14 protein-coding genes are annotated in these 24,128 nt (G+C 46.8%); all 14 read right to left on the reverse strand.

What is annotated here, in order from left to right:
* The coding region (locus GXO76_15240) for a UvrD-helicase domain-containing protein (protein NOY79206.1) at nucleotides 1-1,937 on the reverse strand (1,937 nt) is incomplete at its 3' end.
* 302 nt (nucleotides 1,938-2,239) lie between these two features.
* Nucleotides 2,240-3,304 (reverse strand): endolytic transglycosylase MltG, encoded by a 1,065-nt coding sequence (gene mltG, locus GXO76_15245; GenBank protein NOY79207.1) that lies wholly within the window; start codon nucleotides 3,302-3,304, stop codon nucleotides 2,240-2,242.
* Between the two features lie 223 nt (nucleotides 3,305-3,527).
* On the reverse strand, nucleotides 3,528-4,430 hold the full coding sequence (locus tag GXO76_15250; GenBank protein ID NOY79208.1) for a site-specific DNA-methyltransferase: 903 nt from the start codon (nucleotides 4,428-4,430) through the stop codon (nucleotides 3,528-3,530).
* Nucleotides 4,427-5,047, reverse strand: a complete 621-nt coding sequence (locus GXO76_15255; GenBank protein ID NOY79209.1) for a hypothetical protein — start codon at nucleotides 5,045-5,047, stop codon at nucleotides 4,427-4,429. The genes GXO76_15250 and GXO76_15255 overlap by 4 nt, the downstream gene beginning before the upstream one ends.
* A gap of 180 nt (nucleotides 5,048-5,227) precedes the next feature.
* Nucleotides 5,228-7,249 carry a hypothetical protein gene (locus GXO76_15260; protein ID NOY79210.1) on the reverse strand — a complete coding sequence of 674 codons (2,022 nt, stop codon included), beginning with the start codon at nucleotides 7,247-7,249 and terminating at the stop codon, nucleotides 5,228-5,230.
* A gap of 32 nt (nucleotides 7,250-7,281) precedes the next feature.
* Nucleotides 7,282-8,127 (reverse strand): TrmB family transcriptional regulator, encoded by an 846-nt coding sequence (locus GXO76_15265; protein ID NOY79211.1) that lies wholly within the window; start codon nucleotides 8,125-8,127, stop codon nucleotides 7,282-7,284.
* Between the two features lie 20 nt (nucleotides 8,128-8,147).
* Complete coding sequence (locus GXO76_15270; protein ID NOY79212.1) at nucleotides 8,148-8,996, reverse strand: sugar ABC transporter permease; 849 nt, start codon at nucleotides 8,994-8,996, stop codon at nucleotides 8,148-8,150.
* Entirely contained in the window at nucleotides 8,996-9,913 is a 918-nt protein-coding gene (locus tag GXO76_15275) for a sugar ABC transporter permease (GenBank protein NOY79213.1), read from the reverse strand. Before GXO76_15275 ends, GXO76_15270 begins: the two co-directional genes overlap by 1 nt.
* Nucleotide 9,914: 1 nt before the next feature.
* A complete protein-coding gene (locus tag GXO76_15280) occupies nucleotides 9,915-11,156 on the reverse strand; it encodes an extracellular solute-binding protein (GenBank protein NOY79214.1) in 1,242 nt (413 codons plus the stop codon).
* 163 nt (nucleotides 11,157-11,319) lie between these two features.
* The gene (locus GXO76_15285; protein NOY79215.1) at nucleotides 11,320-13,365 is read right to left on the reverse strand and encodes a tetratricopeptide repeat protein; all 2,046 of its coding nucleotides are present in this window, start codon (nucleotides 13,363-13,365) and stop codon (nucleotides 11,320-11,322) included.
* Nucleotides 13,366-13,529: 164 nt separating this feature from the next.
* Nucleotides 13,530-16,229, reverse strand: a complete 2,700-nt coding sequence (locus GXO76_15290; GenBank protein ID NOY79216.1) for a T9SS type A sorting domain-containing protein — start codon at nucleotides 16,227-16,229, stop codon at nucleotides 13,530-13,532.
* A gap of 80 nt (nucleotides 16,230-16,309) precedes the next feature.
* Nucleotides 16,310-17,329, reverse strand: a complete 1,020-nt coding sequence (locus GXO76_15295; protein NOY79217.1) for a UPF0164 family protein — start codon at nucleotides 17,327-17,329, stop codon at nucleotides 16,310-16,312.
* A 164-nt stretch (nucleotides 17,330-17,493) separates the two neighbouring features.
* Nucleotides 17,494-20,973 (reverse strand): hypothetical protein, encoded by a 3,480-nt coding sequence (locus GXO76_15300; protein ID NOY79218.1) that lies wholly within the window; start codon nucleotides 20,971-20,973, stop codon nucleotides 17,494-17,496.
* 29 nt (nucleotides 20,974-21,002) lie between these two features.
* A complete protein-coding gene (locus tag GXO76_15305) occupies nucleotides 21,003-23,804 on the reverse strand; it encodes a TonB-dependent receptor (GenBank protein NOY79219.1) in 2,802 nt (933 codons plus the stop codon).
* Between the last annotated feature and the right edge of the window lie 324 nt (nucleotides 23,805-24,128).

Here is a 24,128-nt window from a genome sequence, read left to right on the forward strand (position 1 = left end):
CTCGCGTCGTAGATTTCCAGCAAATCAGCAGGAATTTGCTTTACAAACTGGGACATCGTTTTCACCTGGCCATTATTTCTGATGAACTGGCGGCGGTTTCTGGCCCAGCTGAGGTACACTTTATCCTTCGCCCGTGTAACGGCCACATAAAAAAGACGCCGTTCCTCTTCCAGCTCCTCAATAGAATCAAACGACCGGAAAAGAGGAAACAGCCCCTCCTCCAACCCGGAAATAAAAACAACCGGGAATTCCAATCCTTTGGCACTGTGAACCGTCATCAAGGTTACAGCATTGGACGAATCATTCCAATTGTCGATGTCGGACACCAGTGCCACATCTTCCAAAAAGGCATCCAGAGAAGGATTTTCGCGTGTTTTTGAAAACTCCGTAATAGCCGACAGCAATTCGATTATGTTATCATACCGGTTTAATGCCTCTTCAGTTCCTTCCTCCCGGTAGGTCTCTTTAAACCCAACCTCCTTTTCCAGAACACTGGCCAGCTCTCCGATGGAGAGTTTATCTTTTAGTTCAATGTAGTTTTGAAAAAGCTGGTAGACGTCCAAAACGCGGGTTTGCATGGGTTTTGAAATCGATGAAACCTCCCGGGCACGCCCAAGAGCTTCCAGAAGGGAAATTTTATGTTCAGCGGCAAATTGTTTGAGTCTGAGCAGCGTGGTAGTGCCAATGCTTCTTCGGGGGAAGTTAATGATCCGTTCCAGACTAATGCTGTCGTTGGGATTGGCGATCACACGCAAGTAGGCCAGGAAATCCTTAATTTCCTTTCTTTCATAAAACCGGAATCCCCCCACAATGTCGTACGTAATGGTATTCCTTCGCAGGGCGTCTTCAATGGCCCGCGATTGGGCATTGGTCCGATACAAAATGACAAAGTCCTTGAAATTTCGTTTGTTTCGAACAATCTCCGTGCGAATGGCATCCACAATAAGCCGGGCCTCCACATTCTCGTCATCCGCAATGAGAAGGGTAATCTTGTCTCCATTCTCCCGTTCGGTCCACAACCGTTTCTGCTTCCGGAGGATGTTATTCTTCACCACGGAATAAGCCGCATCCACAATGGTGCGTGTGGATCGGTAATTTTGTTCCAGACGAAAAATCTGGCAGTCGGGAAACTGATCTTCAAATTCGAGAATATTGCGGATTTCTGCACCCCGCCACCGGTAAATAGACTGATCATCATCACCCACCACAAACACATTTCGGGAACGGCTTCCCAGATCAAGTACAAGCCTGTTTTGTGCCAAATTGGTGTCCTGGTACTCATCTACCAAAAGGTATTTGAACCGCTCCTGGTATTTTTGAAGAACCTTTGGGTACGTGTGAAAAAGTTCCACGGGGAGTTTAATGAGATCGTCAAAATCCATGGCATTGTTCGCCCGCAGAAAACCGGAATAATGGCGATAGATGAGCGCAACAACCTCGTCCTCGTCCGTTTTGATTTGATCTTGAAATTCGTCCGGGTCGATCATCTGATTTTTAAGCCGGCTAATTCTCCGATGGACGTCTGCCACTGAAAAATCCTTCAGTGAAATATGATGATCGGTCATCAGATTCTTAATGGCCTTTTTTTGATCATCCACATCGTAAATTACGAAATTTCTGGAATAGCCGAGATAAGGTGCCTCGGCGCGCAGAATTCGTGCAAAAATGGAATGAAACGTTCCTACCCACAAGTTCCCAAAATCCTTTTGAACCAGCTTTTGAATGCGGCGCTTCATTTCCTGAGCCGCCTTATTTGTAAATGTAACCGCCAGAATTTCATGCGATTTAAATTTTTTCTGAGTTAAGAGATAGGCAATTCGATGGGTTAAAACACGCGTTTTACCGCTTCCTGCACCGGCCAAAACCAAAACAGGACCCGCTTCCGCTTGGACAATCGCCTGCTGTACAGGATTCAGGCTTTTCAACAACTGATTCATAATGGTTTGTAGTCTCCTTCCACTCATTTCCTGCAATTGGCCTTTCAAAGATTTTAGGGTTCTTCGCAATATGACCCACGTTTTGCCCGGGACTCACAATCCGGCACAGAATTGAAATGCCCCCCAATACCGACATTACCACCCAAAAAATGCGGCATAAACCGCACCTTCACATGAATCCAAATTCAGAAGACAGATTTAACTCGAATGTCATTGCGGGCAGTCCCAACCTTATCTACAGTCCAAAATAAATTTTGATCATTTGACCCTAAAATACGCATTTTCTCGAAGAACCAGAAATATTATCCCTTTTGACGATGTTTTCGGTAATAATTCCTGCGCAATCGATCCAGAGTTCTTTTGGCACGCAAATGCTGCTGAAGTGTGTACGTGAAGATATGTGACCCGTCTCCCCTGGCTACAAAGTAAAGATATTTTACCGGCGCGGGGTACAGAGCCGCACGGATTGATTTCATTCCCGGATTATTGATCGGGCCGGGAGGTAAACCGGGATATTTGTACGTATTGTAGGGTGAATCGATTTCCAAATCCTTTTTTAGAAGTCGCCTTGGACCATTCGGAAGCAAAAACTGAATGGTTGGGGAAGCCTGCAGTAGCATGCCTCGCTTCAGCCGGTTGTGGTAAACAGCCGAAATAAGCGGTCGTTCCCGATCGATTTTCGCCTCCCCCTCAATAATGGACGCCAGCGTAACCACCTCGTGAACCGTCCAGCCTATTTGCCGGGTTCGTTCTTTAAGGCTGTCCGTGTAGGCCTCCCAGAAATGGCGAACCAGTGTTTGAATAACCATTCGGGCATCCACGCCGTACGGAAAAAAATACGTATTCGGAAAAAGATAGCCTTCCAGACTGTTGGCATCCACTCCCAACGTTCTGGCAAAGGATGTATCGTTGACAAGCTTCATGAATGTGGTCGAATCCACTCCTATTTTTTGATGAAAAATACTCGCCATTTTTTGGGAACGGATCCCCTCAGGGAGCGACACCTTTATTTCCGTAACCTTCCCAGCCCGCAGAATTTCGACCAGTCTGGAGTTTGATTCCCCAAGTGGAAGCCGGTAAAGCCCCGCCTTTAGCTCGCGGCGCGCTTTGTGCAATTTTGCTGCCCACAAAAATGTTTCGGGATTACGAATGATTTTTTTCTCTTTCAAAAGAGCGGCTATTCTTTGAGCGGATGTCCCCCTCGGAATCAAAACCGTAACGGCTTCCCCTTTATTCCCCGGATTGGACTGGTACAATATCGTGTAAAACCAGATTCCAGTACCGATTCCTGCTAAAATCACAAGTAAGGAGAGTACCTTCCACCCGTGTTTCAAAATCTTCCGGCTCCCCTTCGAAAATATTTCCATAAGACTCAAGTCCAAAAATCCCAATTGTTTAGATTAATCCTAAAATACAGCTTCAAAATCTTATCCGTGCATCCGTCGTATCACAGACAGCAGAGAATAATCCCTTAAAAAATGGGCCCTATCTGGTCGAGATAAAAAAAGGGATTTCACATCCCTTGTCCGATAGTGGCTATTAAATTTAACGAAATATTTGGCGAGAATCAATTCTTTTTTGGGGAGATTTTCAGGAGACCTGAATCAGGGGTAATTCTATTTGTTGAAGTCTTTTTCGAGCGTTTTCCACATAAGCCGCATCGATGTCATAGCCCACGTAAAACCGCTCTGTTTTTTTGGCCGCCAAACACGTTGTCCCGCTCCCGCAAAAAGGATCAAGTATAACATCGTTTTTATATGAATATAACTGAATGAGACGATAAGGTAATTCAACCGGAAACGGTGCAGGATGATTAACCTTTTTAGCGGATTCCGCCGAAAAATGCCAGACACTTTTGGTAAATTCGAGAAATTCTTGCTTTGAAATAGACGTCTCTTTTGATTTTGGTTTTAATCGAGAAAAAGAGCCCTTTGAGAATATAAGAATATACTCATGGGTGTCCCTCAGGATTGGATTTGACGGTGATCGCCAACTTCCCCAAGCCGTCGAAACTCCGGAACTGCTACCTTTATCCCAAATAATTTCTCCCCTCATTAAATATCCAATATCAATCATTATTTGAGTTATGTACGCATGCAGAGGCAGATAGGGTTTTCTCCCAAGATTTGCCACATTAATACATGCTCTCCCCCCCCAAACCAAGACTCTAAAGACTTCCTGAAAGACTTTTTCCATCAAATCCAGATATTCCCGAAGACTCAGATTCTGATCATAGTCCTTACCAACATTATAGGGTGGCGAGGTAATCATTAAATGGACGCTGTTATCCGGAAGCTCACTCATTGAACGGCTGTCTTTGCAATAGATTTTATTGCATCTATCACGAGGAAGAACATTCTCATTATATTCGTCAGGTTTTTCCGGCTCTTCGAAACTCTTATAAAGACGACTGTTATAGAATTTTGTTGAATCGTGATTCACCCGTGCTGAAACACCAAACGAACTGGTTTCTGTTTTTTTCGATCGACTCATTTTAAGCCTTTAGATAGACCCAAATACTCTTGTAAAGTCAGGATTTTTAATCTTGGTTCACCCTTTACACTTAGTCTAAATGAGCAAAGAACAACTTTAGAGAAATCACATGTCTGTCGCACCTTATCCAGTTTGCCTGCCGATATATCACCAAAAAGAATGAGCATTGGCTGAAGAAGTTTTTGATATTCATTGAAATAATCGGCTGCATAATCCAAAACCTGTGTAAACCCCTTTAGCCAAGTATCTGCCCGCTCAATTTCAACAACATGGGTTGGAAAATTCTCATAAAAACCAAAAACCAAATCTGCCCGCCGATGTTTGGTCAGAGTAAATTGCGGAAGCAAAGAAATACCATTACTATTTAAAAGATCTTCAATCTCTTTTTGAATGGCGGCTTCATTTTTAAGAGGAATCCCCTGTCTGACATCGAATCCCTTCATGATTCGATCTTTTAAATAGACCCGAGAAACATTATATTCCTGGGCCCATTTGTCATAGAATATGGATTTTTCCTTATTATTCAGAAAATGCCAGCCTATTTTTTCGGCTTCTTCATGAACATTTTCCCGAATTTTGTTTTTTTCTTCTTTTGATATTTTGCTGGGATCTCTCATTGCGGATATCACATATCGATAATTAACTAAACCCACTTAAACTTACAAAATTATCGGAAAAACTTCAACTATCTTTTTTAATTATTTAGAAAAGCCCCAAAAATAAAACAAATATTCCATTATTTTTAGAAGTCCCCGGCACTTTTAAAGTGTCGGGGACTCTTGATCAAATTTATTCCTTCATTTCACCCGGTGTTGAACCCCTCCTGCTTTACTTTCATTTTTCACCTGTTGGATAATGGGCTGCAACGGGGGTATTTTGATTTTGACCCCCGCTTTTTGTAAATTCCGGTACACGTTCTTTAAATGGATGATAAAATTCTCATCAAAAATGGAATCGGCTCCGGAATTCTGGTCCTGGCCATACCACCAAAACCAGTCGGAACCCTCTGCAGCGTACATTTCATTCCAGGCATTGTACACCGCCTTTACCCGGCGAGAGGCTTCCAGAGGTAAATCTTTTCTGGGATCTGGCGGGTGAATGCCGCTGTTTTCCAGATCGCGCCGCACGCGCCCCAGTACATCCCAGGCCCGATTTTCTTCCGGTTCCCCGATCCACGTTTCAAAATCAGGGGAAAACCAACATCCGGGATACAGCGTATCGATAGCAGTCATGGCTTCCACAGGATGCGCAGGAATGTGTCGATATTTATTCCCAAGAATGTATTCGCTGGGCGTTACGGAAATGAGCCAGCCCTTTTTTTGCTCTTCCGAGATGCGCTGGTAAAGCATATTCTGAAAACGAACGCCGTCATTGTCTTTCGTAAACCATTCCCAGGCATTTTCGCCGTCCATAATCATGGAAAGAATGCGTTCCCCTTTCTGGGGACGGCAGGACTTCAGTACGTTGAAAAAGGCTTCCACATTTTTCTGCGCGGTCCGATGAGCATAATCAAAGGCAACCTGATCCGAAAGCCTCCAATCCCTGAAGAAAATGGCCACTTTCTTTCCCGTTTTGGGATCCGTTAATTTGTAGGGGCGAAAGAGTTGATCCGGGGTCACTTGCTCCAGAGAATCTTTCCCCAGGGATTTCATGAGCACATGGGGTCCAGAGGCGATCCACAGGATATTCGACTCTGTAAAAATCGGAACAATGGCCTGCGCTACTGCTCCCTCTGCGGGCCACATTCCGTAAAGGTTGTCGTGGAATAATCTTTTGTAATAATGTTTTCCCTTGAGTACCTGTGCCAACGCATCCTGCGGGTAGTGAAAGCGCTTGGGCAGTGAATCCGTAGGCTGGCAAATTTTTGCCAGATCGGTATCGTAAACAAGCGGTAAAATCGGATGATAAAACGGCGTGGTAATTATTTCAACCTGTCCCTTGGGCACTTCGGGATGATACATCACCTTTTGATGAATGGCAACAACATTCATCATCACCTTGAAGGCTTCCACCACCATTCGCTGGCAATCTTTTTCCGAGATGTCGTGCTTCAAAATAAAGCGGTCATCCGAATCGTCGTCGGGTGTCCCATTGTTATCATACCGAACGTAATCCGAAAGATCAACCGTCATTTCATTAGCAAATGTGTTTCGCAAAGGCATTTTAACGGGACCTTTTAGAAAACGGGGATCAAAATTGGCAAGATAGAAGAAAAATTTAATCCGCCTTAAATCCTGAAGCGTGTAGGTGGACGGGTCCTTCGTTCCGGTTAACGACCCGATTTTCATTCCCTTCGGAATTAACTCCCGGTATTGGGGAAACCGTTTAATGATGGGTTCCGAAATGGAAAAACAATTCCAGATTTGTTTTCCGCTTTTGTTGTAAAGGTAATCCAGATCGCGGGCATTAAAATCCGCGGCATTTTTGAGAGCCAGATCGATCCAGGGGTCCGTGTGTCCCTTCCATTTTGCCCAAAATTTCGGAACATCAATGGTATTTTCTGCCGTATTCACGTATCGGCTGAGTCTGACCACGTAATAATCCAGAATTTGGTGAAGCAGCACCGGCGTCAGATCAATCGTTGCGTGCACATCCGGGTATTGCTTTAATGTGTAAGCCATGTCAAAATAATCTTTTGTGGAATGGGTTCGCACCCAGGGACCAATCAGTTCATCTTTATCGGCATTGTAATAGGAGGGTTGATGCTGGTGCCACACGATATTCAAATACAAGGTTCCCTTGGGTTCACGAGAACAGGACTGTGCCCACAGAATGACACCCGTTAACACAATTAAAAGCAATCCATTTTTGATTTTCATTTTTTCCTCGGCTTAAACTGATTCACGTTTACTCAATTTACGGCATTTTGATTTACTTTTGCAAGCTCTCTTTCTTTTTTTTCAGATAAAAGATGCCCCAACGTCTCAAGTTCACCCGGTTTCATCTCAATCACACAGTCATCAATATTCACACCGTAGCGTTGGCCAAAAACGGTAATATCCAGAACAATGTGGTTGAGGGCAATAGCAATCAGAGCCTTATTCCGCGTCCAGGCTACTTTTTTGGGTTGATTTTTATCGGCTTCGCCCATAATGAGTTCTTTTTGATCAACACAAAGAATGATTTTGTGATCCCAGATTTCCTCCAGATCCTTTTCTTCCAGATTGTAATCCAGCACACGCCCCACAGAAAAGGGAATTTCGGTAAAGGAAAAAATGACAATCTTAACGCCCCGTTTTTCCGCATCCTGAAGCTCTTTCTTAAGCAGAAGTGCCTCCCGCCGCCAAACCGAGAGGTAAATGGATTCTCTGGCTTCCTGAATCAGTTCTTTCGCCTTTAGAATCAAATTCTCGTATCCGACGATATTCCACAAATGATCCATTTGTTGATTCGATTCCAGAGAATTGAGCACAACCTTCAGTTCTTCAATCTTCTTTTGAAAGCGGTTTTCAAGAATCCGAAACAATTGTTCCTGCGGCAGAGGAATATAGCGTTTGGGTTCCGAGTGAATGGCGTTGACAAAGCCTTCCTCTTCCAGACGGCGAATCACATTGTAAATGGCCGATCGCGGAACGCCGGAATATTTACTCAACTCATATCGGGTAGCCGGATTGTTTTTTAACAGATAAATATAGGTTTTCGCCTCGTAGGCGGTAAACCCCAGTTCTTTCATAACGGCAACGATTTTTTCAATCATAATGTACAACCTCTTTGTTATTAGCCCTTCACACTTCCCAAAGTAAGACCTGAAATCAACCAACGACTTAAAAACAAGAACAGGACAATGACCGGAATACTCACCACAACCGCGCCAGCCGCGTAAAGGCCCCATTCCGTATCAAAATTCGATTGAAATTGTTTGAGGCCCAGAGGCAGGGTAAATAATTTCCGATCATTCAGGATTACGGCCGCTACCAAATATTCCGACCAGGATCCCATAAATGAAAAGAGGGCGGTAATCACCAGGGCCGGAGAGGCCAATGGCAACACAATTCGATAAAACGCCCCGAACTGTGACGAACCGTCAATTCGTGCGGCTTCCTCCAGGCTGATGGGAATCGTGTCGTAATACCCCTTCATTTGCCAGATGCAAAACGGTAAAACCGTGGCCGAATAAGCGATCACTAACCCCAAAAACGTATCGTACAGGTGCAGGTGAATCAACATCACAAAAAGGGGAATAAGCAGCATGGTTACGGGAAACATTTGTGTGGTAATGACTGAAATCATCCCGAATTCCCGCCATTTAAAATTGAAACGGGAAAAGGCGTATCCCGCCGTGGACGCCAGACTCACGCCTAAAATGGTGACCATCCCCGAAACGATGGTGCTGTTAAAAAGCCATCGCAAGAACGGTTTTTGCGTGAACAAGATTTTGTAGGATTCAAGTGTAGCATGTTCGGGAATCAACCGAAGCGAGGTGCTGTGCAGAAGATTTCCCGGGCGCAGCGAAATGGAAATTACGCGCAAAATGGGATACACGGCAATCGCCGTAAAAATCAATAAAATGGCGTAGATGAGGGTTGTCATCCACCAGGGATCCTTTTTCAGGCTGCCTTTTGCCATCAATACACTCCTTTTGTCCCTTTGGTTTGTTTGATAAACTTTACGCTGAACAGCAGCAAAATCCCAAAAATAACCATCGAAAGCGCTGCCGCATAACCGTAGCGGTAATAATTAAATACGGCTTTGTACACGTACGATACCAAAATGTGCGTGCTGTCTGCCGGTTGCCCCCCGTTTGAAACCAGCCAGATCACGTTGAAATTATTGAAGGTCCAGATAATTCCCAGAGAAATTGCGGGAATCATCACCGGTTTAAGAAGCGGCAGCGTAATGTTCTTGAGTTGATGCCACCGTCCGGCACCATCTACCTCGGCCGCCTCGTACAGTTCCCGGGGAATGCTCTGGAGTCCCCCCAGGGCAATCACCATCATGAAGGGAAATCCCAGCCAGATATTGGTGATGAGAACGGCCGCAAATGCCCCGATGGGTGTAGACAACCACTGGATTTGATGAATCCCAAAATATTTCACCAGAATCAAATTGATGGCACCGTACCGGTAATGAAACATCCCCCGCCAGGTGAGTGCCGTAATGTACTGGGGGACGGCCCAGGGAAGAATTAAAAGTGTTCGAATAATGGAACGGCCAAAAAGCGGGCGGTTTAATAAAAGTGCCAGGCTCACCCCAATTGTGACGTGAAAAAAAACATTCACACCCGTCCAAATGATGGTCTTCAAAAGAACCCAGTAGAATAGCGGCTCGGAAAAGACGGTAACATATTGCCTGAAGCCGATGATTCGCCAATCCCGAAAATGAGTCAAACTCATGTTCGAAAGCGACAGAACGATATTGTACAAAAACGGGTAAAGAATAACGAATCCCATGACCAAAAAAGCGGGAAGGGTGTAATAATACGCAATGCGGTTCTTTTTCAGGTCATAGAGATAGTCCTGAAGAGTTGCGACAATCGTTGCCATTTTATTCTTTCATCTCCCGGATTTTTTGGATGGCATTTTTCTGCATTTCTTTTGCAGCCTGTTTGGGTGTCAGTGTCCCTGCAAAAAGGGACTGGTAGGCCGGCCGCATGGCATCCCAAATGGCCCGCATTTCCGGCTCAATCGGCATCGGCCGGGCTACAGCCAGCTGGTCAAGAGACCGTTGAATGAGATGGTTGTTTTTCACAAGGGGATTTTCCCGCGCCTCTTTCCGCGAGGGAATCGTGTTCAGCGCCACGGAAAACCGAAGCTCAACCGGCGGTGAGGTCAGATATTTTATCAAATCAATCACACGCTTTAATTTCAATCCGTGCACATTCACATTTACCGAATATCCCTTCGGAGAAAACATGGGCGTAGGCCACAGGCCCGTTTGGCTGACTTTCGGAATCCGTGCCAGATCAAAATCGATACCCGCTTTTTTGTACCCTCCCCACGACCAGGGACCATTGATAATCATGGCCGAATGCCCCTGTTTAAAAAGTGCATCCGCCATATCGTAATCACATTCCAGAGGGATAATTTTGTATTTATTTCTCAAATCAAGAATAAACTGGCAGGCGGCTACCGTTGCAGGCGTATCCAGCGTAGGGCGATTGTGACTATCCATCACCCAGCCTCCGAATCCTCCCAAAAACGGGACAAAAAAATACGGCTCAATGTAATTCCAGGCCAGCGCATACTGATCAATCCGCCCGTCCCCGTCAAAATCCCGGGTCAGCTTTTTCCCCATTTTGATTAATTCGTCCGTTGTTTTTGGGGGAACCGGCACCAGTTTTTTGTTGTAGACCAGCGTCAGGTGATTGCCAATTCGGTCGGCAACCTGAAACAGATGTTTTCTTCGCCAAACCAAACCGTTGGGATCAAAGTGCGATCGTTCAGCCGGAGGAAAATAGTTCTCCAGCGGAAGAATGATCCGCATCACATCAAATGGCCCAACCTGATCGCTCGGGCCATAAACCACATCGGGACCGCTGCCCCCCAGTGCGGCTACGATAAAATTGCTTCGCAGTTCTTCCGTTTCGTAATACAGTTCGGAAATTTTGATTCCCGGGTGTTTCTGCATGTATTCCTGAAGCACGGAGTCCAGCACAGCCCGGCCGGGCGTAAAATCCTGCGTCCAGATAACAATATCATTCGGGTCGCGATGTCCGTTTCCCCGGGTCAGCACCAAAAATGAAAACACGACAAATAGGATAACTAAAATTGTGGTTGTCTTTCCCAAATCAGCCTCATTTACACTCTTTTGTGGTACATTGGCTCACTGATCTACTATTCCGAGAATTACATGCCAGGGATTCTTTATCCAACGTCTGGGTTCAGATCCCCAATAATGCGCTTTGTAAATGGCATAAATTTAATTCTTTGGTTCATAAAAATCAATTGTTTTATTTGTTTTCAATCTGCTTCAACAAAATCCGCGCCTTTTGAAATTGCGGAAAATTCCGCAAGCACAATTGTAATTCCGTTCTGGCGGCGCGATAATCGCCCCGTTCGGCATCGATGTAACCCATATAATAATAAATAATTCCCCTTTCCTGCGGTTTCAATTCCGGTTGTCTGGAATCCGCTTCAATCGCTTTCTGAAAAAATTGGTAACCGGCAACGGCATTCTTCTCCGCCAGATACACAGTGGCCAATTTGGCATAGACAAAGGGGCTACCGGGATTTCGCTTCTGAGCCTCGCTGTAGTATTTTTTGGCACGGTTCAATTCTTTCTGCTCAAGATAAATATTCCCAATTTTCAGAAACGGAAAGTAATCGTCCGGCCGGATTTTAATGACCGCCTGATAGTCGTTTACGGCTGCCCTCCAATCACCCCGTTTTTCGTAAACGGCGGCCGCCTGAAGATGCGCCTGATTCCAGGCAATCCGGTGTCGGTCGTATTTCCACGCAATTTCTTCAATGGGGTCTTTCGGATTAATGTGAACCTCGCCTCGCTCAAATTCCCCTTTGAAAGGCCAGCCCGACATTAATTTTCGAATCCGCAATTCCCCGATCTTCAAATCCAGTGGGGTCACATGAGAAAGGCCGAGAATGACTGAATCCGGGGGAGCTTTTTTCCATTCAGACGCCGGGGCAATAAAATTGCTTTTTCTCAAGTATTGGCTAAAAGCCTTTGCCATCAGAAAATAGCCCTTGAAATTGGGATGCAGATGTTCAAAGATAAGCTCTTTTCCCGTGATGTGGTGCGGAGAATGCGCATCAAAAACAGAATCCATGGGAACGCAGGGCACCCCCATCTGTGCCGAGATTTTTTTGATGATCCGATTAAACTCTTCGCTGGCCCGAAAGCGCAATTCATCCAGATCGGCTGCACGGCGAAAATAGGTGTGGGCGCCCGTATCCTGATTTTGATTCAATAGCGCCTGCCCCATCTGATAGGCACAATCGGCATACGTACTGTCTGTTTTGTAGGCGTTCATAAATTCGCGAAAGGCGCCTGCAAAATCCCCGGCATTCAAACGAGCATTTCCCGCATTGTATGCCCGAATCCACGTCTGTTTGTGAGCCTCTTTTAATTTCGGATAAAATCCCGAAATAAAGGGCCTTAAATCCTTAAGATTACAAACAAGGGTACTGGTTAGAACGGGAATCCGGTGTTTTTGGGCGATTTGCACAATTTCTCTCAGATTGGCCCTAAAATTATTTCTGGCCGTAAAATAGTCGGGACTGTCGTAGGGAATCGCCTTTTTACGAACCACGTTGGCCATCAGGGTTTCGCCCGAGGCGCCCCGTGGAGGTTTGTGCACATATCTTTGGGCACGCGCAATGAGATCCCTCAGCAAAAGAAATGTCTTAAAATGCTTGAGTTTCAGATAGGCTTTGATGACAGCGCGGCTGCGACCCAGATATTCCGTTGAGCCCACCCCCAGAGCGCCGTAGAATTCATTGTGCCCCATGTAAATCAAAAACAGGTCGGGCTGATACCGAACAAGTTCCGGCATAAAATCCAGAACCGTGTAACTATTGACGGCTGATATCCCAAAATTGACCACTTCGATCGTTTTCTCGGGGAACAGTGCCTGAAGGCGATCTTCTAAAAGGCTGGAAACCCGTGCATTCAGTTCAAAAGGGAATCCGGCTGTGGTGGATCCGCCCAGAAAAAAAATACGAAAGGTATTCGGCGATTTTCGAACCGGGAACACTTCCTCAAAAAGCTGCGGGATGGCAATCTGGTTACTGGAAAAATACCGCTTCGCCACATTGGGATTAAGCTGGTAATACTCTCTTCCGCCGTAGTTTTTTTTCAGGACAAGCTTCAAGTTTCCACCGTAATGAGCCGCTCTCAAGCCCAATTCCAGAAAAACAAAAAACAAAACAGGAATCAGAAGTAAAAGGGCTGAAAAGACCCGCTTTTTTGAACGGCTTAATTCCGTTCCAACACGATGTTGCGTTTTGGCCGCTTGTTTTTTCTTTTTTGTACGTTTCATAATAGGGTGAATCCGGCAAATAGCCGGCGATTATGGCGTTTAATAAAAACTGGTAATTTTTATCTGTATTTTTTGCTTTTAATAACAAAAAAGGGAGGAAGCCCTTGCCTCCTCCCTCACTTCATTATTAGTTGCCTGCTCCTGTTCTTGAACACACAGCGATTCTATTTCATCAGCAACATTTTCTTGGTTGCCTTGAAGGAGCCCGCTTCCAGTTGATAAATGTACAGCCCGGAACCGACCGTTCGACCGAATTCATCCTTTCCATTCCAGGTTGCCTGATACGAACCCGCCGGCATCTTGGCATCGATCAAAGTTGCCACCTTCTGGCCCAACATATTGTAAACAGTCAGGCGGACGTGGGTTGTTTTCGGAAGTTCGTAGCTGATTTCCGTTGTCGGGTTAAACGGATTCGGATAGTTCTGATTCAGGGCGAATTTTGTCGGAATCAGGTTTTTCTTTGTCTCACGGACGGCCGTTGGATTTCTCAGGCTTCCAAATGTATCCAGCGGAGCCACATAGAAATTAGAGGTAATGGGAATAATCAGGCTGTGGTTTACACCAAAACCCGCTTCATTATCCAGATATGCCACACCACCGTTCAGTGTATCTACGCCATCTGCCACAATACCATATTTGTAGAGGAGCGCTGATTTCGAGCCCTGCGGAAAAGTGACCTGGGTTGTCCAGATGCCATCGCCTGCGGTTGCATCCCCTTTGGTGGTTCCGTCATCGTACAACCGCACCATCACGTTCACTGTGTCCTCGTAGGTCCAGGATCCTCCCCAGGCGCCCAGTTGGGGTTTGTCACCTTTCATCCAGACAGACTTAATATTGTGGAACGGCAGTCCATGGTAGGTTTCAGTAGCGCCGTTTACATCCACAGAAAATTGCACGGTAATGTCAAAGGGCAAATCCACTCCGGCATATCCAATGTTCGGCTTAATGGGATCCAAGACCAGGTCGGCGCCTGTGAAGGTGAATTTATGATTGCTTCCGCCTTCCCATCCGGCATCCAGGAAATGATCATGAGGAGCCGCACGAAACTTCCATTCCAGGTCCGTACCGGCGGCCGCTGTAATCGAAGCCGTCACCTTGTACAGAGCCGGATTAAACAGATCCCGTGACATCATGTAGTCCTTGGATTCTGCCCAGTTGTTGAAGGCGCCCACAACATACAGCGTGTCAGAAGCCGGATCAAACCAGCCCTTGCTCAGTAAATCGGACATATCCGCCTGGAAGGTGACATTCGCAGTTTGTCCTACCACAGTCTGATCATTGAAGAAAATCGTGGCCAGCGAATCGCCGCCTGCAACGGGCGTAAAGTGCCGATTATCAACCGATTCCCAGACACCGCCCTGGGTTTCAAAATTCACCCAGTTCGACGAATCTTCGATCACCAGTTTGTATTCCAAATCCTGTCCAATGGCGGCATCCGTTATGGGAATCGTTAACGAATACAGATTCGGACTTCCGGCCACGGGCCAGAAATGAAACTCATTTCCTTTCCATTCTTCGGCATTGGGATAGGCCTCATTTTCAAACGAACCCCGCATTACCAGAATATTCTTTGCGGGATCAAAATTTCCCAATTGTTCCTGAATACTCATGTCCACCGTAAAGGTGTGGGGATTTTTCAATTTTCGCAGTTCGCCAAACCGATCCATCGGAAGAACGGCATTGGGCGCAACATCGGGGATAATCGCACTGTGGTTTACGGCGAATCCTGCTTCATTGTCCAGATACGATACGCCTCCGTTTAGGGTATCTGTACTGTCCGCTACGATTCCGTATTTGTACAGAATGGCCGACATGGTTCCAGCCGGAAAGGTTACCTGGGCCGAATAGATCATGTCACCGGCCACTTTGTCTCCGCCGGTTGCACCGTCATCGTACATTTTCACCATGACATTTGCGGTGTCATCATTTGTCCAGCTTCCTCCCCAGGCTCCCAGCTCCGGTTTATCTCCCTTAATCCACACGCCTTTAATGTTGTGGAACAGGTTGTTGTGGTATGTCTCCGTGGCATTGCGAACATCCACCGTAAACTGCACCGTAACATCCTGGGAAAGGGGTGTTCCCGCATATCCAATATTCGGCTTAATGGGATCGAGCGTCAAGTCTGCTCCGGTAAATGTGAATTTATGATTGCTGCCACTTTCCCATCCGGCATCCAGAAAATGATCGTGGGGTGCTGCGCGGAATTTCCATTCCATATCGGTACCGGCAGCTGCTGTAATCGAGGCCGTCACTTTGTACAGGGCCGGATTAAATAAATCCCGTGACATCATGTAATCCTTGGACTCCGCCCAGTTATTGAAGGCACCCACCACATATAATGTATCTGCAGCCGGATCAAACCAGCCCTTGCTCAGCAAATCCGACATGTCGGCCTGAAAGGTAACATTCGCCGTTTGACCCACTACACTTTGATCATTGAAATATACGACATCCAGAACCTGGCCGCCGGAAACGACCGTGAAACTCCTATTTCCGACGCTCTCCCAAACGCCGCCTTGCGTCGATGTATCGGCCGCATTAGCCGCATCTTCGATGACATATTTGAATTCATATGTATTGCCAACCGCCGCATCCGGCATATTGACCTGCAAGGTGTAAACATCGGGAGTACTGCTTTCCGTTAATTGAAAATGGTTGCCCTTCCAATCGTGCATGGTTGGATCGGCCACACTCTCAAAACTGCCCCGGACGACCAGAATTTGGGAAGCCGGATCAAAATTGCCCAGCTGTTTTTGGACACTCATGTTTACCTGAAATGTCACCGGGTTTTGAGCCAGCGCCAGGCCAGTTGTCAAAAGAAAAGCCGTTGCAATGGCCAAAACACTCAATAAACCTTTTTTCATTTTAAACCCTCCTTCATTTGATGAACATAAACTATTGACAACCTTCTTCTCTTTGCAAACCGAACGCTATCACCTCCTTTTTAAAAACTTAGCAAGATGGAAAATTTATTGACACGGGTCAACCGCCCAAAGCTCTGATAGGCATAGTCAACCTGCAGATTCAAAGTCCCCACAATTCTCCTCTGAAAACCCGCTCCAAAAGTTAACCCCTGTTCACTGTCCCGGGAGAATAATTCCTTATAGCCGGCACGCAGTGCGATCATATTATGAAAAAGATATTCCGCACCCATATTCATGCTTTCCACATTGTCACTGGGATGCAGCGCATCCAACGCCAGAACGAGACTGTGATTTCTGAAATCCTGAAGCGCATCGTATGAAATACCCACCCGGAACATGAGGGGCAAATCATAAGAATCCGTTTGTAAATCAGCATTCAAATTGGGATTATTCCCGTAACGGGTGGGATCGATGTCATGCTGAACAAGAAGGTCCTGGCCGGTCATGTGCATTTTTGTTCCAAAGTTGGAAATATTCATTCCGATCATCAAATTCCGCCACTGGGTTCGGTACAACGTCCCAATATCGATTGCCACTCCATTGGCCGCGGAATTCATGATGTGTTCCCGAATATACTTTCCTGTAAATCCAATCGAGAAGCGATCGGTTAACATTTTACTGTAAGTAATGCCGATCGCATAACTCCCGGCGCTGAAGGTTTCTCCGGTGCCTTCCGGTTGAAGTTCGGTTGTTCGCTCCATATCGCCCATGCTCAAAACTGTGGCACTGGCCCCCACATTGCCCATCTCCCCCAGATTCAGGACGACCCCCGCAAAATCGAAGTTGATGCCTGCCAGCCATTGGGAATGGTTAAAAATCGCCTGATTATTCTTAATCACCGCGATTCCTCCGGGGTTCCAATACAAACCCGAGGCATCGTTTGCGATGGCCACAAAGGCACCGCCCATGGCGATTGCCCGGGAACCCACCCCGATATTTAGAAACGGGGCGGCCGTGGTTCCAACCTTCGTCACATTTTGACCCCACGATACGGATACCAGAAAACTTAGCAAAAGCACTGAAAATAGGAGTTTTTTCATCTCTCAGTCCTCAAATCGATCAAATCACATAAAATTATGAAAATTACTCTCAATCACTTTACCTATTTGGCCCTGCAAAACCGTCTGGCCTGCCTGCCGGTTTTTTCCGGAGTACAACGCGCGGCCGGCTCATAAACCGTGCCGGGCCGTCCTTTTAGGAGAACCTATTTTATCACGGCAAACTTGCCAATTTTTTCACCGATTGCCTTACCCGATGCATCCCGGGCTTCGATGTGGTAAATATAAACCCCGTAGGCGATATCCAGATTATCTTTTGTCAGCATATTCCAAATCGCCGTGCCATCGTAAATGGATGAATTGTGTTCAAGGGTTGCCACCAAATCGCCGCGAACCGTGTAGATTCGAATAGTTGCCTGCGGAGGCAGATGCGTAAAATGCAACTCACGGGGTCCGCGTCCACTGGAGTAGGGATTGGGTGGTTCCCAGGTCGCCCCCACAATATAGGGATTGGGCACCACTTTTATTCGATCCAGAGACGAATCCGTTGCAGCCACCCGATAATTCACCTTGGGTGCCTGCGAGGTCAGCACAAAGGAGTCGCCGGGTTGAAACGGCTTGCTGGTCCGAATTCGAAGCGTATCGCCGGTTCCCGGAAGATGAGCGGTACTGTCATTTCCCGTAATCGAAAGCGACCAGGTAATAAATGTGGTATCCGGTTTTTGTTCAAAGAAAACCACATTATCCAGATTCGAAAAATAGCCCGCCGGAATAAATGAAGGCCGGAAGGGATTGTCGATAAATGCGTAGTGCAATGTATCGCCCGTATTGGGATCCAGTGCAATAAAATTCGTGGGTTGGGACGGAATCTGTATGGGTACGCCATTCTGATAAACCGTTAAGGGATCCGATTTTCCAATAAGATCGTCCGAAAAAATAAGCTCGTAATCCCGGGGATAATCCACGCCTCTGGGTTGAATTCCCGAAAACTCAAACGGCGCAAACGTAACCACGTATGCGGTATCCGGGTAGGGAAACCACCCGGAGTACTTCTTGATTTTCCGAATCTTCCAGCTATTTTTTACGGTAAGCTGAAATCCGTCGAAAAAGTCCCTGCCTTCCAGATCCCGGGTTCGATCAATGATGGTATCGCCGTCGGTGCTTACCACCAGAAAGGGTACATTCAGCAGGGTATCCGGCTTGGTGGGATCCGTTATGTTAATAACAGCATAATTTGACGCCTTTGGCACCACACCACTGCTTTTTCCGATAAAAACAATTTTGTAGGTGTTATCATTCTTCAGGCGCGTCGGATCGATTACTTTAACGTACACATGCCCCGTTCCCTTGGTTCCCGGCGAGGGCGTCAATTCCTTTTCATCGGCTGACGGCCCTTCGTAGCCTGCAACGGGCGCTTCCGGACGAACAACCGCCACATTCGTTCCCTTGGATTCTACCAGACCGGAAGCCCCAATCACAATTGATTTGGAGGTTTCCGTGGGAGGAATCCCATTTTCCGGATCGCCGTGATCGTAGGCCGTGACCGCATAATAATAGGTAAAGCCATTCTTGGCCGTTGTATCCACAAAGGAGTGACGAAGTCCCGTATTTTTACCCAGAAAAAACTCCACGCCGTTCACCGGGACCTGTGCGAATCCCTGGTACGCATCCACCAGATCGAATTGCGCCATGGGTTTTAGATAGGTTTTCGAGCCGTAACCGTCCGTAATCGCAATCGGATCGTTAAAGCTGGGATCGGAGGACCGGTAAATCCGGTAACCCTCAAAATCGTAACCGGAGATGGGGTCTTTGGAAATTTCCGCTTTATCATCCCAATAAAGGGTGACTTTATTGTCGCCCGGAACAGCCGTTAATGTGGGAATGTACGGGGCCTTGGCAAAATTGTAGTTGTTGGCGTAAGCCTCTTTCACCCATTTGGTATTCCGAAGCAGTTCGTCGTGGTTCCAGCCAAAAACCATTGCCATGGAAAACCGCTCGATCTGCTGGGGTTTGATGGGAAAATAACCGGACGCAAACATGAAATCCGCATCCGCATTTTGTAAGGCCGCATTCAAATAGCCCGGTGTTGAATATTTCCAGATCTTCTCGTCATCACTCAGAGGCACAAAACTAAAGGGCTTGAAATTGAAGAAGCTCGTCAGTCCGATCATATCCGATTCGTTGATATCGGTTTTATCGATGTGCGGTTCGCCCGGTTCATGAGTGTCCACCAGTACGCCGTTGGGCCCGGGCTGCCATCCCGACGTGGGTTTTCCATCCCCTTCACCAAAATCACCCGTGTTGGGAACGCCATCCAGTCCCACATCATCCGTCAGGGGATCCCAATTGCCGTCGTTGTCGATCCCGTCATCCCGGCGTTCATCAATCATGGGATTGTCCAACCCCTCCCCCGTAAAGTAATCCTTGTATTTTAATCCCACGTACAGGTAATTTTGCTGATAGGTTCCGGGAGCAATTTCAATTTTGCTGCCGTCATTTTCATCAATCAGACCGTTGAGATTATCATCAAAATTATTGTTTGGAATTTCCTCCAGCATTTGTCCGGGTTTAAAAACATGCTTCTTTCCCCCGAAAAGAATTACCAGACTGTCTTCCGGCATGGTTGTCACGGTTCGTTTGTAGGTTTTGTAATCGATGACGACAATCTGGTCGCCGGCGGCTACTGAAAAGGGATCAAACATGGCCGTTGTGATGGTAGGCCCGGGGCCGTTCTTACCGTCGTCATCATTGTCGATTCCATCGTACGGGTTGCCGGGGCTCTCCAAAAAGGCATACCCGAGCCAGGCAACCGGTGTCCAGCCGGTGTCGCCGGTGTTGTCAAAATCCCAGGAATAGGCCAGATCGTTGTCCAGATCGTATGCGGCACAATCGTCACCGTAATCCCCGTTCCCTTTTTCGGAATGGCCAATCATATTTCCGATCATCATCCCAAAAACCATCTTATCGTAGGAGGTTGTACCGATGTTTTTAATATCGTACAGCCAGAAAAGGGCATCCTGAACCAGGGCATTGGACCACTGCATGCCGCGTGCCGTTACTTTCATTCCCAATCCGCGGCGCGTGGTATCCGTGGAATCGGGATAGAAGGCAAATTCCCGATCATTGTAATCATCCATTACAAAATAGCTTTCCTGATCGGCGTTGAAGATATTCTTCCCGAAATAGCCGTCCCAGGAACCGGGCCATCCCGGATCGGTGGGGTCGTCCATTTTATCGGGCCAGAAAGCCGGCCAAGACCACTTCAGCTGACTCATGGCCACGCTGTTGGAGTCGGGGTTGGTGTAGCCCGGCAGAGGCATCCAGGTGTACCATTCGCCACCCGGGCCCCGCTGTCCGGTTCGTGCACCTGCTTCGGGACCGTCCGGCGTAACCACAATGTGTTTGAGCGCACCGTGAACATCCCGAACTTCGGATCCCACGTAAAGACAGGCATCGCCCACATATGTGTGACCCGAGTTAATCGGAAACTCCACGCCATAATCGGACGGAGAATTCGTTTTTCGCCCGATAAAACCGGTGTTATAAAAGGTTGTGCGGATCTGATTTCCGGAATGGACGCCCTTTTTTCGTTCCTTTAATTCGCCATGGGGTTTTTCCTGTGCCCACACCACAGCAGACCCTATCAAAAAGATACCAATGCATGCAAATCCCAACAATCGTTTCATAATTTCACTCTATTTTATGATTCTTCAGATTAAAAACTAATCGCAACACCTAATTGAATTTTTCTCGGATGCGTGTACCAATCGGGATGGGTAAACACCTCTTTAATACTTCCCACCCGTTCAGGTGATTTGGAAATGTACAACATTTCCGGTGTATAATTCGGCTTTCCCGTATCCGAATAGACATTCGTGGCATTCATCCGATCAAATAAATTGTAGATATTGGCAAACAGAGAAATGGTTTGACGGTTGATTGTAAAATTGCGATTCAAATAAAGATCGAATGTCAGAATATTGGGTTTTCTGGCGCTGTTGTCGCGCAACCCGGAAAACGCACTTGCCCCCACGATGGTCCCTTTCCGGAAGGTGGGCGTGTAGGGTAATCCGGTGTAAAACCGGCCCAAAAGGCTGACCCACCAGGTTTTATCCCCAACGCCTATGTTGGCATTTAGCGTGTGGCGTTGATCCCAGTTCAGCGGAATCATCTGAAGACGCGGCGCCTTCTTGGCCCGAAGCTCATTAAAGGCATCGTTCGGATTAGAATAGGTTCCTTCTGCAATCATAAAGGAATAGTCCACGGAAGCGGAAAAATGATTGGAATATCGTTTATCCAGCGAAATCGTAATGCCACGGACATTGGAGTAATCTTTGTTTTCATATTTGGAATACCAGACACCCGGGATGGCCACCTCAATGGGCGGGCTGGTTCCAACCCAGTCCCGAACATCCCGATAAAAGAGGGTGGCGTCTATCACCACATTCTTGACGATCTCCTGCTGCAACCCGATCTCATATTGAACCGTCCGCTGCGCATCCAGATCGGGATTTCCGACAATGGTGCTTCCCGACGATTGCGTGACCTTATATCCGGGATTCGCGTACAGATATTCAAAAAGCGGCATCTGGAAAAAATGACCGTAGGAAAAGTGAATGACCCCGCGGTCGGTAATCGGATAGGCAATTGCCAGACGGGGACTGATTTGCATTTTCGGCTTCACATCTTTGTACCAGAAGCTCTCTCGTTCGGCCAGTGTATAGGGAATCAGAGCCGAATCGGGAACACCCGGTGCATAATTCTTATAGCGGTGTCGCGCCTTCGCCGGGAAATAAATATCCGGATCACTGGGGTCGGCAAGAATTTTCGCATCGGCAAAGAACATGTCATAGCGAAGGCCAATATTCATGATGATGCTTTTTAGTTCGATCTTATCCTGAGCATATACAGAAAACTCATAGGGATGATGGGTGTACACATCGTGGTAAGGCGTTGTCACACTGGGAACAGAGGGTTCAAAGGGACGAACTTCTTCATTGCCCACACGTTTCGGCTGAATACGGAACCAGTCATATTTCAATTCGTACCGCCGAAGTTCAAACCCCGACTTTACTTCATGTCTGGAGTTGACCTGACTGGTAATATCAAATTTGGCCACCCAATAGCCCGTGCTTCGCTTGAAATGATCCATCTGCGTACCTGCGCGTGCCAAACTATAGGACACCGGCGGATTCAGAGAATCGGGATGCACGTAGCCATGCGGATTCTTTGGGTTGATGTAATAAACGGTGGAATCTTTGGGGTCGCGGATGTAATCCGGTGTATCCAGTGGGTTTTTGTAAACGTAATGCTTGTATTCATGAAAAAAATTGGTCACACGAAGCGTGTAAAATGTGGAGGGTGAAAGCACGTGATCCAATGCAAACTGATGGGTCAAGCTGTTCTCAAACCGCTTGTAATCTCCCTCAGGATTGTATTTAAAATATTGATTGTAGTTTTTGAAATCGTGGCCGTTGAGAAATATTTGATAATTTAATTTGAGGGAAGGGGTTATTTTAAAGGTTAATTTGGTTTGAATGATATACCGTTTGTCAAAATTCATGGGAACCCAGCTGCTATCTCCCGGCAACCCCTGCGGCAAATACACCCGCCTCCCGTAAAGCCAGCCATCATCGTAAAAATGGCGGCCCATTGTAAAAAACAACACTTTCTTTTTGGTGAATGGAACCGGCCCGCTGGCTGACGCCTGAAGGTTATGAATGCTGAGCGGATTAATATCCTCCAGATGGTTGAAGGTTTGCGTGTGTTTGGTCACGTAATCGCCAAGGTAGGACTTTACCTGCCCCTGATAGTGATCGGAACCTTCCTTTGTGACAATATTGACAATTCCCGACATCGCCTGACCATATTCCGCATTGAAGGTCCCGCTAATAACCTGCATCTCTTTGATGGAGCTGTTGTCCACCTGAATCCCAAGATCACCCGAATAGACGTCGGTTGCGGCCACACCGTCAATCCAGTAAGCCACTTCCCCGGAACGCCCGCCTCTGATGTGAAGTCCGCCGTAACTATCCTTGACCAAACCCGCCTGAATCTGCAGCACATCGCTCAGTTCCTGCGCCGGGAGACTTTTAATCTGGTCGGCTCCAACAGCGGCCATCGAATACGTCATGTCTTTTTGTACCGCGGGACGCTCGGCGACAATGGTTACGGCCTTTGCAGCCTGTAATACGGTAGAACGCAGCTGGAAATTAATTGTGGTGGTCTGATCAATATTAACTCTGACATTTTCTTTGCGGACAGGAACATAGCCAATCATCTGCGCCTTAACGGTGTACACACCCGGAGGGATATTCAGAATAAAATATTCCCCTTTTAAGTTCGTTGCCGCTCCCATGGTGGTACCTTCAATAATCACGTTGACACCCGGAAGGGGCTCTTTGGAATCGGCGTCTATGATTTTACCCGCAATTTTGCCGCGTGTACCCGCCCAGGAGAATTCCCCAATACCGAGCACTGCAATCATAACTGCCCAAACTATCAATCGTCTCTTCATAAATCATTCCTACATTTTTGAAATAGAATTTGGGGGGAAATCAAAAAAAGACAAGGAACAAAATTAGTCACTCATAATAGAGTTACAAATCCAATTTAAGTATTATTAGGGAGTTTGTCAAGGAAAAATTTGCGTGAGATTAATTTTTTTTAAGATTTTTGTGAGGAATGAATAAGACGAACGATTGCCTGCACATTTTGGGGCCTATTTAAAGAGGCATGTTTTAACTTACACAGACTTAAACCGGGTGGCTAAGCGCCAACACGCGTCAAGTGAGCACGGACTACCTGCACCGCCGGTTCTCAAATGATTGTTCGTCCGCTG

The sequence above is a fragment of the Calditrichota bacterium genome (assembly GCA_013151735.1).
Taxonomy (GTDB): Bacteria; Zhuqueibacterota; JdFR-76; order JdFR-76; family BMS3Abin05; genus BMS3Abin05.

Excerpts from the sequence above, each read along its gene's own strand:
- mltG (NOY79207.1), bottom strand. The coding sequence starts at position 3,304 with ATGGAAATATTTTCGAAGGGGAGCCGGAAGATTTTGAAACACGGGTGG.
- GXO76_15250 (NOY79208.1), bottom strand. The coding sequence starts at position 4,430 with ATGAGTCGATCGAAAAAAACAGAAACCAGTTCGTTTGGTGTTTCAGCA.
- GXO76_15255 (NOY79209.1), bottom strand. The coding sequence starts at position 5,047 with ATGAGAGATCCCAGCAAAATATCAAAAGAAGAAAAAAACAAAATTCGG.
- GXO76_15260 (NOY79210.1), bottom strand. The coding sequence starts at position 7,249 with ATGAAAATCAAAAATGGATTGCTTTTAATTGTGTTAACGGGTGTCATT.
- GXO76_15265 (NOY79211.1), bottom strand. The coding sequence starts at position 8,127 with ATGATTGAAAAAATCGTTGCCGTTATGAAAGAACTGGGGTTTACCGCC.
- GXO76_15270 (NOY79212.1), bottom strand. The coding sequence starts at position 8,996 with ATGGCAAAAGGCAGCCTGAAAAAGGATCCCTGGTGGATGACAACCCTC.
- GXO76_15275 (NOY79213.1), bottom strand. The coding sequence starts at position 9,913 with ATGGCAACGATTGTCGCAACTCTTCAGGACTATCTCTATGACCTGAAA.
- GXO76_15285 (NOY79215.1), bottom strand. The coding sequence starts at position 13,365 with ATGAAACGTACAAAAAAGAAAAAACAAGCGGCCAAAACGCAACATCGT.
- GXO76_15290 (NOY79216.1), bottom strand. The coding sequence starts at position 16,229 with ATGAAAAAAGGTTTATTGAGTGTTTTGGCCATTGCAACGGCTTTTCTT.
- GXO76_15295 (NOY79217.1), bottom strand. The coding sequence starts at position 17,329 with ATGAAAAAACTCCTATTTTCAGTGCTTTTGCTAAGTTTTCTGGTATCC.
- GXO76_15300 (NOY79218.1), bottom strand. The coding sequence starts at position 20,973 with ATGAAACGATTGTTGGGATTTGCATGCATTGGTATCTTTTTGATAGGG.
- GXO76_15305 (NOY79219.1), bottom strand. The coding sequence starts at position 23,804 with ATGAAGAGACGATTGATAGTTTGGGCAGTTATGATTGCAGTGCTCGGT.